Origin of the sequence: Corynebacterium urealyticum DSM 7109, from assembly GCF_000069945.1 — a bacterium.
GTDB classification, from domain to species: Bacteria; Actinomycetota; Actinomycetes; order Mycobacteriales; family Mycobacteriaceae; genus Corynebacterium; species Corynebacterium urealyticum.
This window is the reverse complement of record NC_010545.1, coordinates 139,608-155,621: the sequence shown is the minus strand read 5'-3', so window position 1 is coordinate 155,621 and position 16,014 is coordinate 139,608. Positions and strand designations below refer to the sequence as shown.

At 63.8% G+C, this 16,014-nt stretch carries 18 protein-coding genes and 1 pseudogene; 11 read left to right on the top strand and 8 right to left on the bottom strand.

Annotated features, from left to right (window positions below; all coding sequences use genetic code 11):
- Positions 1-130: 130 nt before the first annotated feature.
- From nrdI to CU_RS10250, 5 genes and pseudogenes are all read left to right on the top strand, one after another.
- Complete coding sequence (nrdI, locus tag CU_RS00670) at positions 131-586, top strand: class Ib ribonucleoside-diphosphate reductase assembly flavoprotein NrdI (RefSeq protein WP_317209580.1); 456 nt, start codon at positions 131-133, stop codon at positions 584-586.
- A 65-nt stretch (positions 587-651) separates the two neighbouring features.
- Positions 652-1,656, top strand: a complete 1,005-nt coding sequence (gene nrdF / locus CU_RS00665) for a class 1b ribonucleoside-diphosphate reductase subunit beta (protein ID WP_012359394.1) — start codon at positions 652-654, stop codon at positions 1,654-1,656.
- Positions 1,657-1,788: 132 nt separating this feature from the next.
- Positions 1,789-2,364 carry an NADPH-dependent FMN reductase gene (locus CU_RS00660; RefSeq protein WP_012359393.1) on the top strand — a complete coding sequence of 192 codons (576 nt, stop codon included), beginning with the start codon at positions 1,789-1,791 and terminating at the stop codon, positions 2,362-2,364.
- Positions 2,365-2,382: 18 nt separating this feature from the next.
- Positions 2,383-2,493 (top strand): annotated as a pseudogene (locus CU_RS11105) (CPBP family intramembrane glutamate endopeptidase); the annotation flags it as partial.
- 60 nt (positions 2,494-2,553) lie between these two features.
- Positions 2,554-4,080, top strand: coding sequence for an LCP family protein (locus CU_RS10250; protein ID WP_012359392.1), 1,527 nt, complete (start codon positions 2,554-2,556; stop codon positions 4,078-4,080).
- 104 nt (positions 4,081-4,184) lie between these two features.
- On the opposite strand, the gene CU_RS00650 is transcribed toward CU_RS10250, so the two are convergent.
- Together CU_RS00650 and CU_RS00645 are read right to left on the bottom strand one after the other, a co-directional pair.
- On the bottom strand, positions 4,185-5,102 hold the full coding sequence (locus CU_RS00650) for a DUF5926 family protein (protein WP_041628437.1): 918 nt from the start codon (positions 5,100-5,102) through the stop codon (positions 4,185-4,187).
- 50 nt (positions 5,103-5,152) lie between these two features.
- Entirely contained in the window at positions 5,153-5,926 is a 774-nt protein-coding gene (locus tag CU_RS00645) for a glycerophosphodiester phosphodiesterase (RefSeq protein WP_231837700.1), read from the bottom strand.
- Between the two features lie 110 nt (positions 5,927-6,036).
- On the opposite strand from CU_RS00645, the gene CU_RS00640 reads away from it, so the two are divergent.
- Together CU_RS00640 and CU_RS00635 are read left to right on the top strand one after the other, a co-directional pair.
- On the top strand, positions 6,037-6,990 hold the full coding sequence (locus CU_RS00640) for a patatin-like phospholipase family protein (RefSeq protein WP_012359389.1): 954 nt from the start codon (positions 6,037-6,039) through the stop codon (positions 6,988-6,990).
- Between the two features lie 175 nt (positions 6,991-7,165).
- The gene (locus tag CU_RS00635; RefSeq protein ID WP_012359388.1) at positions 7,166-7,768 is read left to right on the top strand and encodes a superoxide dismutase; all 603 of its coding nucleotides are present in this window, start codon (positions 7,166-7,168) and stop codon (positions 7,766-7,768) included.
- Between the two features lie 140 nt (positions 7,769-7,908).
- Here the strand turns inward: CU_RS00635 and msrA are convergent, their stop codons facing one another.
- Both msrA and CU_RS00625 read right to left on the bottom strand, forming a co-directional pair.
- A complete protein-coding gene (gene msrA / locus CU_RS00630) occupies positions 7,909-8,604 on the bottom strand; it encodes a peptide-methionine (S)-S-oxide reductase MsrA (RefSeq protein ID WP_012359387.1) in 696 nt (231 codons plus the stop codon).
- 40 nt (positions 8,605-8,644) lie between these two features.
- Positions 8,645-10,276, bottom strand: a complete 1,632-nt coding sequence (locus CU_RS00625) for a TM0106 family RecB-like putative nuclease (RefSeq protein WP_012359386.1) — start codon at positions 10,274-10,276, stop codon at positions 8,645-8,647.
- 202 nt (positions 10,277-10,478) lie between these two features.
- Between CU_RS00625 and CU_RS00620 the strand changes: the two genes are divergently transcribed.
- The 3 genes from CU_RS00620 to CU_RS00610 all read left to right on the top strand — a co-directional run bounded on the left by CU_RS00620 (position 10,479) and on the right by CU_RS00610 (position 12,250).
- Positions 10,479-11,102: a DUF6474 family protein gene (locus CU_RS00620; protein ID WP_012359385.1), complete on the top strand. Its 624-nt coding sequence runs from the start codon at positions 10,479-10,481 to the stop codon at positions 11,100-11,102.
- Between the two features lie 132 nt (positions 11,103-11,234).
- Entirely contained in the window at positions 11,235-11,573 is a 339-nt protein-coding gene (locus tag CU_RS00615) for a histone-like nucleoid-structuring protein Lsr2 (RefSeq protein ID WP_012359384.1), read from the top strand.
- Between the two features lie 44 nt (positions 11,574-11,617).
- On the top strand, positions 11,618-12,250 hold the full coding sequence (locus CU_RS00610; RefSeq protein WP_012359383.1) for a DUF2020 domain-containing protein: 633 nt from the start codon (positions 11,618-11,620) through the stop codon (positions 12,248-12,250).
- Between the two features lie 79 nt (positions 12,251-12,329).
- Here the strand turns inward: CU_RS00610 and CU_RS10755 are convergent, their stop codons facing one another.
- Together CU_RS10755 and CU_RS00600 are read right to left on the bottom strand one after the other, a co-directional pair.
- The gene (locus CU_RS10755) at positions 12,330-12,485 is read right to left on the bottom strand and encodes a hypothetical protein (protein WP_012359382.1); all 156 of its coding nucleotides are present in this window, start codon (positions 12,483-12,485) and stop codon (positions 12,330-12,332) included.
- Positions 12,486-12,488: 3 nt separating this feature from the next.
- Positions 12,489-13,310, bottom strand: a complete 822-nt coding sequence (locus tag CU_RS00600; RefSeq protein ID WP_012359380.1) for a class E sortase — start codon at positions 13,308-13,310, stop codon at positions 12,489-12,491.
- On the opposite strand from CU_RS00600, the gene yidC reads away from it, so the two are divergent.
- Positions 13,309-14,256, top strand: a complete 948-nt coding sequence (gene yidC / locus CU_RS00595) for a membrane protein insertase YidC (protein ID WP_012359381.1) — start codon at positions 13,309-13,311, stop codon at positions 14,254-14,256. The two genes, CU_RS00600 and yidC, sit on opposite strands and share 2 nt — an antisense overlap.
- Before the next feature lie 82 nt (positions 14,257-14,338).
- On the opposite strand, the gene CU_RS00590 is transcribed toward yidC, so the two are convergent.
- Together CU_RS00590 and CU_RS00585 are read right to left on the bottom strand one after the other, a co-directional pair.
- The gene (locus CU_RS00590) at positions 14,339-15,016 is read right to left on the bottom strand and encodes a TetR/AcrR family transcriptional regulator (RefSeq protein ID WP_012359379.1); all 678 of its coding nucleotides are present in this window, start codon (positions 15,014-15,016) and stop codon (positions 14,339-14,341) included.
- A 91-nt stretch (positions 15,017-15,107) separates the two neighbouring features.
- Positions 15,108-16,013, bottom strand: a complete 906-nt coding sequence (locus CU_RS00585; protein WP_012359378.1) for a universal stress protein — start codon at positions 16,011-16,013, stop codon at positions 15,108-15,110.
- Position 16,014 lies beyond the last annotated feature (1 nt).

Sequence of the window (16,014 nt, the reverse complement as noted above, 5' to 3'; positions counted from 1 at the left end):
CGGGTGAGGATTGAACGAAGTGCTCCCCTTCGACGGGGTATCTCCACGCCACAAGCATAAGTTCGACGCACCGTAGTTACAACTTGGTCGCGTGGTATCTATTTGTTACGTCGTCATGTATTATGGCGCCATGACATCGACGTCCACACCTGGAGCAGAAGAAGAAACCCCAGATCTTCTGTACTTTTCCAGCGCTTCCGAAAACACCCACCGCTTCATTCAACGCCTGGAACGCCCCGCACTGCGCATCCCCTTGAGACCCAGGCTCGAAGGCATGATCCGAGTCAACGCCCCCTACGTTCTTCTGCTGCCCTCCTATGGCGGCGGAGCGCTCAATGGGGCCGTACCCAAGCAGGTGATCCAGTTCCTCAACATCCCAGAAAACCGTGCCCTAATCAGGGGAGTAATCACCAGTGGGAATACGAACTTTGGGGAGCATTACTGCATCGCTGGTCCTGTAATTTCCCGCAAATGCGGAGTACCGGAGCTCTACCGTTTCGAGCTCCTCGGCACCGACGAGGACGTCGAGAAGGTTCGCAATGGACTGGACGCCTTCTGGGCACAGCAGGGCAAAGAAAACGCCTAATACATGCAACCCCCCAGAAACGACAGAAACGATTAAACCCACCCCGACCAGCTACAAGGAGTTCAATGAAGAAAATCCTAGAAAGCTCAATCACCCCGCCCAAGAGTAAAACCGACCTGCACACCCCTATCCGCCCCATCAACTGGAACCGAGTGCAGGACGAAAAAGACCTCGAAGTCTGGCTCCGACTCACCGCGAACTTTTGGCTGCCTGAAAAGGTACCCCTCTCCAATGATCTGCCGGATTGGAACAGACTCTCTGACCTGGAACGAACCCTCACTATGCGGGTCTTCACCGGATTGACCCTGCTGGACACCATGCAGGCCACGGTCGGCGAAATCAGCCAGATTCAGGATGCCCTCACCGAACACGAGGAGGCCGTCTACACCAATATCGCCTTCATGCAGGCAGTCCACGCCCGCTCCTACTCCAGCGTTTTCTCCACCCTGTCCAGCACGCCCGCAATTAACGACGCCTACGACTGGGCGGTCAAGAACGAGGTTCTGCAGACCCGCTGCCGCAAGGTGCTGGTGCACTACTTCGGCGAGGATCCGCTGAAGCGGAAAGTCTCGGCCACGCTGCTGTCCTCCGTGCTGCTCTACGCCGGCTTTTACCTGCCGCTGCACTTCTCCACCCGCGGGGTGCTGAGCAATACCGCGGATATGATCCGCCTCATCCTGCGAGACAAGGCCGTCCACGGCTACTACTCCGGCTATAAATTCCAGCGCGGCATCGAACGCCACCCGGAGCGGGCGGCGGAACTCTCCGATTTCACCCACGAGCTCCTGGAGGAGCTCTACCAGCTGGAGTTGGAGTACTCCACGGAGCTCTACGAACCCTTCGGCCTCATGGCGGATGTAGAACGCTTCGTGAAATACAACGCGAATAAAGCTCTGATGAACCTGGGCTACACCCCAATCTATCCCGGCTCGGAAACGAGCGTCAGCCCAGAAATCCTCTCGGCGCTGACCCCGGGCGCGGATGAGAACCACGATTTCTTCTCCGGCTCCGGATCCTCCTACATCATCGGCATCGCCGAGGAGACCGAGGATGCCGACTGGCAGTTCTAGACACAGTCGCCAACCTGCACTGCCTGGAACCCGCCAAACAACACTCGCCGCCGCTTCCGCCACCCAAGCGGCGAACGTACCCACAGAGGTTCCCAAAAAAAGAACACCCCACGAACAGAAAGGGAGACACAAATGTCCTCTCAGCACACCGTCAGTGTCCTGGTCGGGAGCTTGCGCGCAGGCTCCTTCGCTCGAAAAATCGCGAAGCAAGCCATCACCTTCTTCCCCAAAAGCTGGGACGTCAAGATCGTAGAAATCGGCCACCTGCCACTCTATAACTTCGACTACGACGACCCCGCCGTCACCGACCTGCCCGTTCCCGAGGCATACCGCGAGTTCCGAGAAATCATCAAGAACTCCGACGGCATCCTCTTCGTCACCCCGGAGAACAACCGCACCATCCCCGCCTGTCTGAAGAATGCGGTAGACATCGGCTCCAAGCCAAATGGGGACGTCGCATGGAAGAACAAGCCTGCCGGCATCATCAGCCACTCCGTGGGACGCATGGGTGGCTATAGCTCTCAGAAGAACTTACGCCTCGCGCTCTCCTATTTCGACATGCCGACCCCGGGGCAACCGGAAGTCTTCCTTGGCCAGTCCCCCACCCTGCTCAACGAAGACGGAAGCTTCAATAACGAAGCCACCCGTGATTTCGTGGCAGGCTACGTGCAGCGCTTCGCGCAGCTGGTGTCGGAGACTGCGGCGTAACTCGCCGCACTGCCCGGATCTGGCCGGATCTGGCCGCTGGTTGTCGCCCACGGGCTCATCGACACGGTGGCCTTCGCGGGCTATGCCCTCGCCGACGGCCACCTCAACCTGGAATGGCTGGGGCTGTAGTTACCAGTGTTACTGACGGTGCGCGTGACCGCGTGGCACCGCTCCCGCTAAGATGTCCCCATGAACTCACGCGATGAATACGCCCGCGACCGGGATGGCAGGATCCTGACCGACCGTTTCGGCCGCCCGGTGCGTCGTCGCCCCGCGCCTGGTCCCGCGTCGAACGCGACGTCCAGCACTCCCGGACCAGGGCCGACACCTGCCCCGCCGCGCTATGTCCGCTCGAATATTCCGGACGCCGCCGGCCAGCGCCCGTCCCCGGCGCCGGGACCCGAACGCGGGCGCCACGAAAGGCTCCAGCGCCCAGAGAGGAGCGAGCGCGCAGAGGGGCTCCATCGTCCAGAGAGAACCCAGCGTCCCGAGCCACCGCGCTATCGACAGGCCCCATCGGCTGAAACGCCGCAGCCAGGCCATCGCCGGGAGGGCTACGCCCCGCGCCCGGCCGCAGCCCCCCAGCAAGGCGCGTACCGTCCGGCGCGCCCAGAGGCACAGCCGCGTGGTGCATATCAGCAGCCCCCACGCCCGGCCACAGCCCGACCCGAGGGTTACCGCCAGTACCCGCAGCCCGCGGGCGGGGCGGGCCGGGGCGCAGACTGGGGTGGCCCCGGCCGCCAACCGCAACGCATGGACCCGGGCCGCGGTCGCCCCCGTCGCGCGGGCAGCCCCCGCCGACCACGGCGCCGCCTCGGCATCCGCCGGGCCCTGCTGCTCCTGCTCGCGCTCTTCCTGGTGATTGGCAGCGGCACGCTGCTGTGGGCAGATTCCCAGCTGCAGCGCACAGAAGCGCTCCAAAACTACGAGGGCCGCGTGGGCGGAACCGCGGGCACCAACTGGCTGCTCGTCGGCTCAGACTCCCGCGCCGGACTGGACCAGGAGACCGCCGACCGGCTCTCCGCGGGCATGCTCGATGAATCGGAGGGCCGCACGGACTCGATCATCCTGGTGCACCTGCCGCTCGTCGGGAAGGCGACGATGATCAGCCTGCCGCGCGATAGCTTCGTCAACATCCCCGGCTACGGGGAAAATAAGATCAACGCGGCCTTCGCTCTCGGGGGTCCCGCGCTGCTGCAGCGCACGGTCGAGGAGGCCACGGGCCTGCGGATCGACCACTACGCAGAGGTCGGCTTCGGCGGCTTCGCCAACGCCGTAGACGGCGTCGGTGGTGTCGAGATGTGCCTCGAGGAGCCCCTCGAGGACCCGATGGCAGGCATTAACCTGCCCGCGGGCTGCCAGAAACTAGATGGGCCGAATGCCCTGGGCTATGTGCGCTCCCGCTATACCTCGGCGGGCGGCGACCTCGATCGCGCGGGCCGCCAGCGTCAGCTGCTCGCCGCGCTGAGCAAGAAGATGCTCTCCCCCGGCACGCTTTTCAACCCCTTCCGCCTCTTCCCCACGGTCGGTGGCGTCGCCAAATCCCTCACCGTGGACAAGGGCGATCACATGTGGCACCTCGCCCGCCTCGGGGTGAAGATGCGCGGCGCGAAGCAGGAGGTCGTACCGACCTCGGGCAGCGCGGATAACTACGCGGGCAGCGTCCTGCTCTGGGATCAGGCCGCCGCCGAACAGCTGTTCAGCAGCTTGCGTTAAAGCGCGCTGAGTCCCCGCGCCACTCAGCGTGCTACTGCGGCGGGGCCAGCGCGCCCCGCCGGCCGAGTACCCCCCACCAGCGGACTACTGGCCCCAGCCGGGGCTTAGCGAATCGTGACCTCGCGGGACACGATCGTCTGCTTCGCCTTCTGCTCCTCCGGGGAGAAGCGGCCCGAGTCATTAGCCAAAGCCTCGGCGATCTTCTTATCGAGCGCCTCCAGGCCCTTCTGCCAGGTCTGCGGCTCCCAGGAGTTATCGAGGTCCCAGACCGGAACCATCACACCGTGGGTGCGGAACACGCCGGCGAACTTGGAGCCCTCACCGAGGTGCAGCTCGCCAGCAGCGTGGACGCGAGCCAGCGCATTGAGCAGCTCATTCTCATCCTCCGGGCGAACCCAGCGGATGTGGGCGCGCTCGCCCGGATCAATCCACCAGGCGGCACCCTTGAACTCGCCCCGCACCTTTTCGGAAGGCAGGACGGAGTCGTTGGCGCGCTGCAGCGTCGCCGCGACCTGCGGGTTGTCCTGGTGCTCCTCGGTGAGCCACCAGTTGAAGTCCTGCTCCACGACGATCTCTGCGTCGGCCTTCGGGTCCAGCAGGTCGGTGAGCTCCGGCTCGTTGCCGTCAGCCACGCCAACCTCGAGGGCCGCACCCGGCTGGGCGGTCTTCATCCAGTTCAGCGCGTACGCGAGGTCACGGTTCGGGTTATCACCCGGGCGCTGCGTCTGCAGCGCGACGAAGCCCTCGCCACCGTCCTCGGCAGCGCGGCGCATCGCCGCCACCGCGCCCGGCAAGACGGTCACGAGAGATACCGGGAAGTCGATACCCTCGACCTCAACCTTCACGCGGGCGGAAGGCACGAACTCCTGCAGCGCAACGAGGTCGGACTCCATCGCGAAGTCCGCGTACGGACGGGCGTCCCTCTGCAGCTTCGCGCGCTCCGCGGCGCGGGCAGCGAGCTTCGCCTGGCGACGGCTCATGCCTTCGGGCAGATCCTGATTCTTCTTATTTTTCTTAGCCACGCTGCTGATTCTAACCTGCCTCACAGACAAGCCCCTACCCCACCGCAAAACTAGGCCTGACCCGCCCCTCCGCCGGCCGAGTTTTGCAGCCAGCCCGCAGCCTCCCCGGGGTAGTTTGTCGCCACCCATCGTGCCCCGCGCTGGGCGATCCACCGCAGCTGCTCCGCCTGGTCGACCGTCCAGATGTAGTCCGCTGGAGCACCTCGCCGATCGCCCCGAATACTCGCCATCGCCTGCTCGATGGACCACCCCGCGCGCCTTGCGATCCCCGATCCCCGCAGCAGCGGCCGTGTGGGCGGGTGGTACTTCCGGCGCAGCTGGATGCGCTCTACCTGCGGGTTGATCCGCCGGGAGCGCCACAAAGACCAGCTATCGAAGCTGATCAGGTAGATCCCCTCCCCGCCAGCCAGCCCCGCCGCCGCCAATTGGCGGTGCATTTCCACCTCCACCTGCAAGCTCCGGACATGCGGGTGCTTGGTCTCGATGAATAATTCGGGTTGGCCAGCGCCCGCGCTGTGCCGAATATCCTGCAGAAATTCCAGCAACTCTCGCAGTTCCAGCACGCCAGCCGGCCGGGTTGACGTCCCAAAATTAAGGGCCTTGAGTTCCGCCAACGTCATGCGGGACACCGCCCCCATTCCGTCAGACACGCGGTCGACGGTGCGGTCATGAATGCAGACTGCATGGCCGTCGCGGGTGAGCCGGATATCGCACTCGTAGCCATCCGCGCCCTGGGCGGCCGCGAGTTCGTAGGCACCGATCGTGTGTTCCGGGCGGTGCTTGGACGCACCACGGTGGGCAATGATTTTCACCTCGTGCTGCACGCCCCCTTTTCTACCGGATTTTCCACCGCACCTTATGCCGCGCTTGCTCCACGCGTGTTCCGCATCCCACCCCACACTCACGCCACGCCCCACCCTCGACTTCCCACCGCATGCACCGCACCCACGCGCTCAACCCCACGAAGCCGCCGGGTAATCTTGGATACGTGCACGAAGCAGCCCCAACCCCGAATGTCACGGACACCTCGCTGGTGTTCGAAGGCGGAGCCATGCGCGTGGTCTTTTCCGCCGCGCTCGTGGAGGCCTTGCTGGAATCAAATGTGAACTTCGCCCACGTCACGGGCAATTCCGCGGCGACCTCTCACGTAGCCAATTACGTCTCCCGCACCACCGACCGGATGCGCAAAACCTTCACCACCTTCCCTTCCGATCCGAATTTCGGCGGTTGGCGGGCCTGGCTGCGCGGGGATGGCTTCTTCAACGCGGGCTATATCTACGGCGAGGCCGGCATGCCGGGCCAGCCGATGGGCATGGACTGGGAGATCTTTAATAACTCACCAGTGCAGTACCGAATCTCCGGCTTCAACGCGCTGACGGGCGAGACGAAGCACTGGGGCCGGGAGTCCATCCACAGCCCGGAGGACTTCCTAATCCGAGCCCGCGCGTCCTCCTCCCTCCCGGTCTTCATGCCGGCCACCGTCGTCGACGGGCAGCCGTGGTTCGACGGCGCGTTCGGTCCCACCGGCGGCATCCCCATCGATGCCGCGATGCAGGACGACTACGACCGCTTCCTCGTGATCATGACCCGCACCCGGATGTACCGGAAGTCCGCGGCGGGGCGCGCACTGTGGCTGCTGCGCCGCACGCACGGGCAGTACCCGGCACTGCTGGACTCCATCGCCGACCGGCACGTGCGTTATAACGAGACCCGCGATTACCTCTTCGAGCTAGAAAAGCAGGGTAAGGCGTATCTTTTTATTCCTGAAATCATGAATATCAGCAATCAGGACCGCAATCCAGTGAAGCTTTCCCTGGCCTACCAAGAAGGCCTTGAGCAGGCACGACGCGAGATGCCGGCCATCAAGGAATTCCTCGGTCTTTCCTAGCGTTCTCGCCGTGGCACCGCTGTTTGCGTGTTTCTTTAATGACGTCTCACCCTTGCGGGGCCCCAGGTTTTTCGCCACAATTGGTTACTAACGGCCAGGCGGGAATAAAAGTACTGGTTCGGCCGTTCGTAATAATTAGAACCTTTTCAAAGAATTCGGAAGGACTGATTGAACAATGGCTAAGTACACGCTGCCTGAGCTCCCATACGCATACGACGCACTGGAGCCGCACATCTCGGCCGAGATCATGGAGCTGCACCACTCCAAGCACCACAACACCTACGTGCAGGGTGCTAACGCTGCTCTCGAGGCTATGGAGAAGGCCCGTGAGGAGGGCACCAACCCGGATCAGATCCGCGCGCTGTCCAAGAACCTCGCGTTCAACCTTGGTGGCCACACCAACCACTCCATCTTCTGGAAGAACCTCTCCCCGAACGGTGGCGGCGAGCCGACCGGCGAGCTGGCTGAGGCTATCAACCGCGACTTCGGCTCCTTCGAGAAGTTCAAGGACCAGTTCTCCTCCGCAGCGCTGGGCCTGCAGGGCTCCGGCTGGGCTGTCCTGGGTTACGACCACATCGGCGAGCAGCTGGTCATCCAGCAGCTGACCGACCAGCAGGGCCAGACCTCCATCAACCTGACCCCGCTGCTGATGCTGGACATGTGGGAGCACGCCTTCTACCTGCAGTACAAGAACGTTAAGGCTGACTACGTCAAGGCAGTCTGGAACGTCTTCAACTGGGAGGACGTCGCCGAGCGTTTCGCTGCAGCGAAGAACTAAGTCTGGATCACAGACTTACCTTTAAAGCCTGCGGGCTTTGACCGGGTGGGTTCACGGGAGACCGTGGCCCACCCGGTTTTTCTTGTCACCGGGCAGGTGGAGGCTAAGCCCCCTGCGATCCCGACTATCTCCCCGAGGGACTAGCCGAGCACACCCGTCTGGCAGCTCACGCCATTCGGCCCGTGATTGCAGTAGCCGTCCGGGTTCTTCGCCAGGTACTGCTGGTGCTCATCCTCAGCGAGGTAGAACTCGCCCGCCGGGGTATCCGCCAGCAGCGCGACTTCCGTGGTGATGGGACCAAAACCGCGCTCGGTGAAAGCGGGCTGCCACGCCTCGACGGCCTTCTCCGCCTGGGCAAGCTGCTCGGCGTCCAGGGCGTAGACCGCACCGCGGTACTGCGAGCCGACGTCATTGCCCTGCCGGTCGCCCTGGGTGGGGTCGTGGTTCTCGAACATGATCCGTAGCAGCTCGGCGGTGCTCACCCGCTGCGGGTCGTAGACGATGCGCACCGCCTCGGTATGGCCGGTGCGCCCGGTGCAGGTTTCCCGGTAGGTCGGGTTCGGGGTAAATCCGCCGGCGAAGCCGACAGCAGTGGATTCCACGCCCTGCGTTTCCCAGAAGATGCGTTCGGCGCCCCAGTAGCAGCCCATACCGACCACGAGCTCCGCCTGGCCCTCCCGCCAGGGACCGGTGAGCGGCGTGCCGAGCACCATGTGTGGCTTCGGATTCGGCAGCACCGGGTGCCGGCCGCCCGCCAGTGCCGTCTCCGCGGTGACCCGCGGTGCCCGGTATGCGCCTGCTGTGTTGAGGGCCTTCATTCTTTCGAAAAGATCCACTGAAGCGTGCTCCTTCGTGCTCTTGGGGCTTGGTTACTGCCTATTCCACCAGGCTGATGCCCGGCGCGCCACGGCGCAACCAGCCGCGCACTGTGCGGGTGGCCACGCAATCGTCCGCGTTATAGCGTTCCAGGGTCCGCCGGGAAATGTCGGCGGTACGCCCGCCGGTGGCGACGGCCACCTCGAAGAGGTCCACCGCGGCCTTTCCATCCACGCCTTCCTGGCTGAAATGGAAACCTGCCAGCGGGGCGATCGTCTTCAGCCCCAGCGAACCGGTCCCCAGCAGCCCACGGGAGACGTACTCGAAGACATCGCCGAATTCCGGGGACTGGATGAACTCGTTGACCTCCGCCAGGGCCGGCATCCGTACCTGGCGCTGCCCGCCGTCGGCGCTAGGGCTACCGTACTCCTGGCCGCCGTAGAGCCGGGCGTAGTGGCGCAGCCAGTAGAGTTCACCCTGCTTGGCATAGACCCACATCAGGAATTTCCGGCCCTCGGCGTGTGCGCGTTCCCGGCGCCACATCAGCCAGTCCCACAACTCCGCGACATGGCGGCCCTCATCCCCGGTGGGGCTGAAATCGGAGAAGGCCACGTATTGGTGGCCGTCGAAGGTGCCCCAGAGGAAGGTTCCACGGCTCGGGTGGGCCTCCATATCCACGTCGATCTCCACTGCGTCCTCGCCCTGTGGGAGGACCAGTGGCCCGCGGTACCACTGCTGCACCGGCCGTCGGATGGCCACCTCAGCTCGCATCCAGGCCGCAGCCAGAGCGCTGGCCTCCCCCACGTCGGCGGCAGCGAGCGCAGGCAGCGTATTGATGCCCTTATCCCGCCACGGCCGGTTTCGGTCCCCTGGCAGCAGCAGCGAAATGTCCTGCGTCTGGAGCAACTGAGCGCGGCAATGATTATGGAACTCGCAGGTCTGGCACTCCTTGACCCGGGAGGGCACTGTCGGGACAGGCTCGGAAAAGGCAGCCAATAGCCCGGGGTATAGGCGCTGGGCGTCGAAGAAGTAGCAGCGGGAACCGTCGGGTTCCGCGCCCGGACTGCGACCGATGATGCCAACGTCGGAGCTGGCAAAACCCCAGCTCAGCAGGATCATATTCGCCATCCCTAGGCGCTGGGCGTCGCTAGCCACGGTGCGGTGGCGCAGCATCGTTGCGGCAGGGCGACCCAATCCAAGTGCGTCGACGGAGACAACGCGACAATCCGCTCGGTGGCGGTTCTTCGCAGGGCGGGTCGCGTTGTGCCCGGTGATGATGACCGGCGCGTAGGCCGCAGTCTCGAGCGCCACCCCGGGGTCCATGCGCACGAGCAGGTCCACTTGCACTTCGAGCCCGTCGTGCTCGAGGACGGGGTTGAGGATCAAACGATCCCCGCGCGCTAGCGCCTCCAGGGTTTCCTCGACCGCGTTGTCTCCATCGGCGATCTCGCTGCGGGTGGGGCGAAGCTTATCGCCGATCCGTGGCGCGGTGGGTAGCTGGGCAAAGACGAAGGAGCGCCGGCGCCACGCTGAAATCCGACTCGCGACGCGCTCGGCAAGGTGCTCCCAATCGCTATCCAAGTACAGGCGGGCGGTCTGGCCGCCCAACGCCCGGCGCAGCAGCGCACGGTGGCGGCAACCAACCACGTCGGAGGGGCTGAGCCCCGCCTGATTGGACACGAAGTAACTCACAAGTGCCCTAGCTTAGCCGGGGAGCACCCCGGCGGCCGAAGCGTGGAAAGCCCCCAGTATCCGGCAGCAGCCGCCCCACCCCGGTATTGCCCCGCGGGCCACCCCGCGTTCGCTAAAGTGGTGGGGAGTTAGCCATTTTTTCCAAGCCTGCCGAAGGCTTGGCGTGTGTGTACCGCGACTAATCGCATTAATGAGGAGAATCATGGGTCTATTCAAGAATCTGCGGAAGCGCCGTATCGAACGCAAGGCTGCGTTTAAGGCTGCAAAGACTCGGGCCAAGGTGGATGCCAAGGAGGCTGCGAAGCTGGAGAAGGCTAAGGAGAAGTACCTCCGCAAGACCGCCAAGCAGGTCCGCAAGCTCGACGCTAAGGAGCTGAAGAACCGCCGCAAGCACGAAGAGCAGATGGCAAAGGCCTCCATCGAGCAGCTCAAGGCTGGCCGATTCAACTCCCGCAACGTGCTGCGTTTCATTGGCGCCTCGCGGGTCGCCGCCCCGGTGGTGGTTCCGCTGGTTTATCGCGCGCTAACCCAGCTGCAGAGCAAGGGCACCGTCACCACGCAGGATCGCGGTGCTGCTGCGTCTGCGCTGCGCTCCTTCCCGGCGGACGGCGCCCCACAGCGTGCCCGCATTAAGCAGATCCAGAAGTCCGTGGACAAGGGCGTGCCTTCCGGCTTCGCTAAGGACGTCAATGACCGCATGGATGTTCTGATCGAGGCTATTGATAATGCTGGCTCGATGGGCGAAGATCAGCGCAAGCGAGTTTTGGAATCCGTATCTAAGGAGCTCGATCTCGTCGAGGCGCAGATCGCTACCAAGCGTGGTTAGCAACCACGTGATCTTGGCTACTTATTAGCCGCTATCTTCGGCCATTCTTTTATGGCCATTTCTTTCTAATCGAATATTGGGTAGCATTTCTCTCAAATCCCTAAATCATCGATTCAGGAGTTGCTGCACACAATGGCACGCAAAGAAATCACCCAATATTTCGACGATATCGACAACGCGCCGCTCGCCGCGGAGGGCGTTAACGTCGTGGAGTTCGCCGTCGATGGCGTGACCTACTCTATGGACGTTTCGACCGCTAACCGGGAGAAGTTCGAGGAAGCTCTCGCTCCCTATATCGCAGTCGCTCGCCGCGTTCAGCGCACCAGCGCCCGCCGCGCGCCACAGAGCACCAATAGCCCAGAGCGCAACCGCGCTATCCGCGAATGGGCACAGGCTAACGGTCTTCAGGTTTCCGATCGCGGCCGCATTCCGCAGAATATTGTCGATCAGTACGACGAAGCCCACTCCTAAAGCACACTTCGTGAAAATGCGCTGTGCACACTAGAATTTCGACCATGGCGCTTTCTACCTTTCGCTTTTCTCCAGCCCGCCCCGTCGCGCGAGCCAGCGCAGCTGTTCTGCTCATCGGCTCCCTTGCGATGGCGGGCTGCTCCGCAATTGGTGGCGATAAGCCGGAGCAGAACACGGAAGCCCAGCAGTCGAAGGACGGCCTCCTGCCCGGCGAACCGGTCCAGGGCGTGAAGGGCACCGAGCTGCCCGTCGATACGCTGCCCGCACCAGTGGGGCAGGGCGACTCCGAAACCCGCTGCCCGTATCTCGACGGGGAGTGGCTGCAGACGACTACGGGCCAGCGGTGGACCGCCACGGGCCTCGACGGGCGCTTCGATCCGCCGGCGTGCGTCTTCTGGTCCTACGAGGACGTCCCCCAGGCACAAGTCATGGTGCGCCACATGACCACGAACAAGGACGCCGTCGCCGTCGTGGACCACGCCGCCCCCGTGGACTCCACCCTGAAAGCGCTGAAGCCCGAGGGCTGGAGCGGTGGCCGCAGCGGTGGCAAGGACGGCGAGGGGGCCGTCTACGCTGTGTGGAAGGACCAGACCGCGGTCGTCGTCTTCACCGCCCAGGAACAGTCCCTCAAGGCGGAGCAGATCGCCACGGAGACGATCAAGAACCTCAAGCTCTAAGCCGGCGCGCCCACCATCCTCGAACCCCGGCCCCGGCTGGGCCCGCGGGCGGCCATGCGCTTTTCGGCCAGCGGTCGGCTTAGTCCACGGCCACGCTCGTCCACGGCATCATTGGGCCGATATACGGGAAAACTACCTCCATCAGCAGGAGGAAGATAGCGACCAGCACCACGATCGTGATGATTAGCTTCACCCACCACGGGCCAGGCAGCATTCTCCAGAGTGCGGCGTACATGGTCTAGACCTCCGTGAGCTCTGCCGGCACGAAGCCGGGGGACTTGGGTTCCTTCTTCTCGAGAACAGCGTGGACGATCATGCGCTCCGCATCAGAGAACTGCGGGTGGCAGGTGGTCATCGTCAGCAGGGCTGCGTCCTCAGGCCCAACCTCCACCCCGGGGGCTCCGGGGATCGGGTTGATAACGTTGATGTCGCTGGGCAGGGTGATGTGGCGCCCCTGGACGCCCGCATACGGCCCGCTGGACATCTGTTCCGCAACCTTCTCGGGCAAGCACTTCGCCGCTGCGGCCTTGCGCTGATCGGCGGGGACGTCGATCGGCAGCACCCGATAGATGTTCCACGATCCGGCGGTCTCGACGACGACGGCGTCGCAGGCCTTCAGCAGGCCCAGGTCGTTGAACGGGGAACCGCGGCCGACGCGGTGGCCGGCCATCGCGAAGTTGCCCCGCTCGCCGGGCCCCTGGCTATCGAGGTAGTGGCCCGGCCCCTTCGTCAGGTCACCATCGTTCGTGCCCTTGACCACCGCGAAGTTAAAGTCGCTGCCGAAGGCGGGGATGTGCAGTCGCGCAAAAGCCGCGCCTTCGGTGAGCTCCGTGAGTGGTCGCGGGTTTCGGGAATCCCACTGGCTATCGAGGTCTCCTGCCACGATGGCCTGCTCGCGTCCCGAGGAGATATCAGTCCAGTACACCTCGTAGAATGCGAAGAGCAGGGCGATCACCCCGAAGGTTACGAAGATTTCGCCAAGGACGCTGATCGGGTCCAGCTTCCGGCGGTGCTTACCGTCGCTCATGCGCATTACGTTACACGCTAAGGTTCTTTTCATGATTATCGTCGAATACCCGGTTGCGCTGGTGCTCAAGCTCTGGCACGTGCTTTTCACCAAGGTCTTCGGCATTGCCCCCAGCGTCGCCTGGATCGTCGCGGTGATTTTCCTCGTGCTGACGGTGCGCAGCCTGCTCGCGCCGCTCACGCTGCGCCAGATCCGGTCCTCCCGTAACCTCTCCAATCTACGGCCGCAGTTGTACCAGCTGAGCCAGGAGTATGTCGGGCGTACGGACGCGGAGTCGCGAAAAGAGCTCAACCAGCGGCGTAAGCAGATGCAGCTCGAGGGTGGCTACCGGATGCGGGACGGCTGCCTGCCGGCGCTGATCCAGATCCCCGTGTTCGTCGGCCTGTACCGCATGCTGCTGCGGGTGGCGCGTCCGAACGGCGTGGTGGATCCGGATAATTTGCAGGGTTTCGGGCCTCTTTCCGACCAGGACGTCTACACCTTCATGCATGCCCGCATCTTCGGCGTTCCCCTGATCACCTACGTCCAGATGCCGGCGCAGTCCCTGGCAAACCTGGGCACAGACCAAGCGAGCGTGTTTCGGGTGGCATTGCCGATGGTGTTGCTGGCCAGCACCTTCACGGCGACGAACCTGTTCTTCTCGATCCGGCGGACGAAGGCGACGATGGACCCGGACCAGGGTTTCAGCTATTTCGCTCTGGGTCTGCTGAAGGTGATGCTGCCGATCGTCTTCTTCATGCCGATCCTGTTTGGGCTGCTCGGACCGCTGCCGGTGATGGTCTTCGTGTATTGGCTGACGAATAACCTGTGCACCCTGACGATCACGCAGGGCATTCACGTGTGGAGCGATAAGACCCACCCGTATACGGAGGAGTTCCACGCCCACAATGAGCTGCAGCGACAACGCCGCATGGAGAAGAAAGAAGAGAAGAGAGTCGCTAAGAGACAGAAGCGGCGGACCGGCCGGCACCGCCGCTAGCCACAGCGAGCGCCCAATCCCCCGCGCTGCGGAGAGTTAGAGTCGACGCAACCGCACGGGCGGGCTCAGGCTCCTAGCCAGACTAGATGTGGTAGCTCATCGGGACGGTGAGCAGCAGCTGTTTGGCCATGTCCCGGGCGGTCTCCAGCGGGCCGACGTGACGGCTCATCTTCGAGCCCACGAGGCCACCGTCGAGGAAGATCATCAGCTGGTCTGCCAGCGAGCGGGAGGTGTAGCCGAAGCGTTCGGTGAGTAGGTCGGCCATGGTCTCGCGGACCCAGGTGCGGTGAGCCATTGCGGCCTGACGGATGCGCACCTCGGATTCCACCTCGGGACGTGGGTATTCGCTGGCTGCGTTCTGGAAGTGGGAGCCTCGGTAGTTATTCTCCGGCTCGGTCTTGATGCAGAGGTCGAAGAAGGCAATGATGCGCTCTTCCGGCTTCTCGCGATCCTTGGCGAGCGCCTCCCAGTCCTCGCGCCACTTCTGGTCGAGCGCCTCGAGGTAGGCAACCACGAGGTTGTCCTTGGAGCCGAAGAGGGAGTAGAGGCTGGCCTTGGCGACGTCCGCATCCCGGAGGATGCGGTCGATGCCGATCACGCGGATGCCTTCGGTGGTGAAGAGGTTCGTGGCGCTGGCCAGCAGACGCTGCCGAGGGCCCGGGCGGTTACGCCGCCTGGAGGTGGCCTTCTTCGTGGCCTTCTTGGCGGTGGTCTTTTTCACCGCAGCTTTCTTTGCCGTGGCCTTTTTGGCGGGCCCCATCCCTCGGTCACTTCCTCTTCTTTTCGATCAAATAAAGTTCTCCCCCGGCCATGGGTAGTCAGGCCAGGGGAAAAGAACTCAGTCAAGCATCCTACTTGTTGCGTGGACGCACGACCATCATTGGGCACGGCGCGTACTGCAGCAGCGCGCGGGAGGTGGAGCCCAGCAGCATGCCGCGGAAACCACCGCGACCGTGGGAGCCCAGGACCAGCAGCTGCGCGCCCTCAGCCTCGTCCTGCAGGGCGCCAACCGGGCGGTCACGGGCGATAACTTCGGTGACCTTCACATCTGGGTAGCGCTCCGCGAACGGGGCGATCTCCTGCTTCAGCAGGGCGATGTGCTCGGCCTTCTCCTGCTCGCCGGCGTTGAGGCCCGCGTAGGAGGCATAGAACTGGGAATCATTCCAGGCGTGCACGGCGGTGAGGCTTGCACCACGGGCAGCTGCCTCGCGGAATGCCTGCTCCATGGCCTGGCGGGACACCTCGGAACCGTCGACGCCGACGACGACCGGGCCGTACTTGGACTCCTCGCTGACGTCGCTATCCTTGCGCACGACCACGACTGGGCAGTCGGCGTGGGAGACGACAGCGGAGGAGACGGAACCCATGACCAGGCCGGAGAGCCCGCCGAGGCCGCGGGAACCCATGACGATCATCTCGGCGTCGCGGGAGAAGTTCAGGAGGATGTCCACTGGGGAGCCCTCCTTCACCGCGTGGGAGACCTTGATGTCTGCGTTGAAGTTGCGGACCAGCTCGTGGGCGGTCTCGATGCGATCGTTGGCCTCGCCCTCGAGGTCGTCATACAGCTCCTGCGGTGGGACCATGCCGTCGGCGTACATGAACTGCGGCATGGTGTACGCGGAGACGAGCTTCAGCGGCTGGTTACGCTTCAGCGCTGCGTTGGCCGCCCAGAGAACAGCGGTATTGCTGGCCTCGGAGCCGTCCACTGCGACGATAATCTCGCGTCCGGAGTTGGTATTCTGTGGCTGATCGCTCATC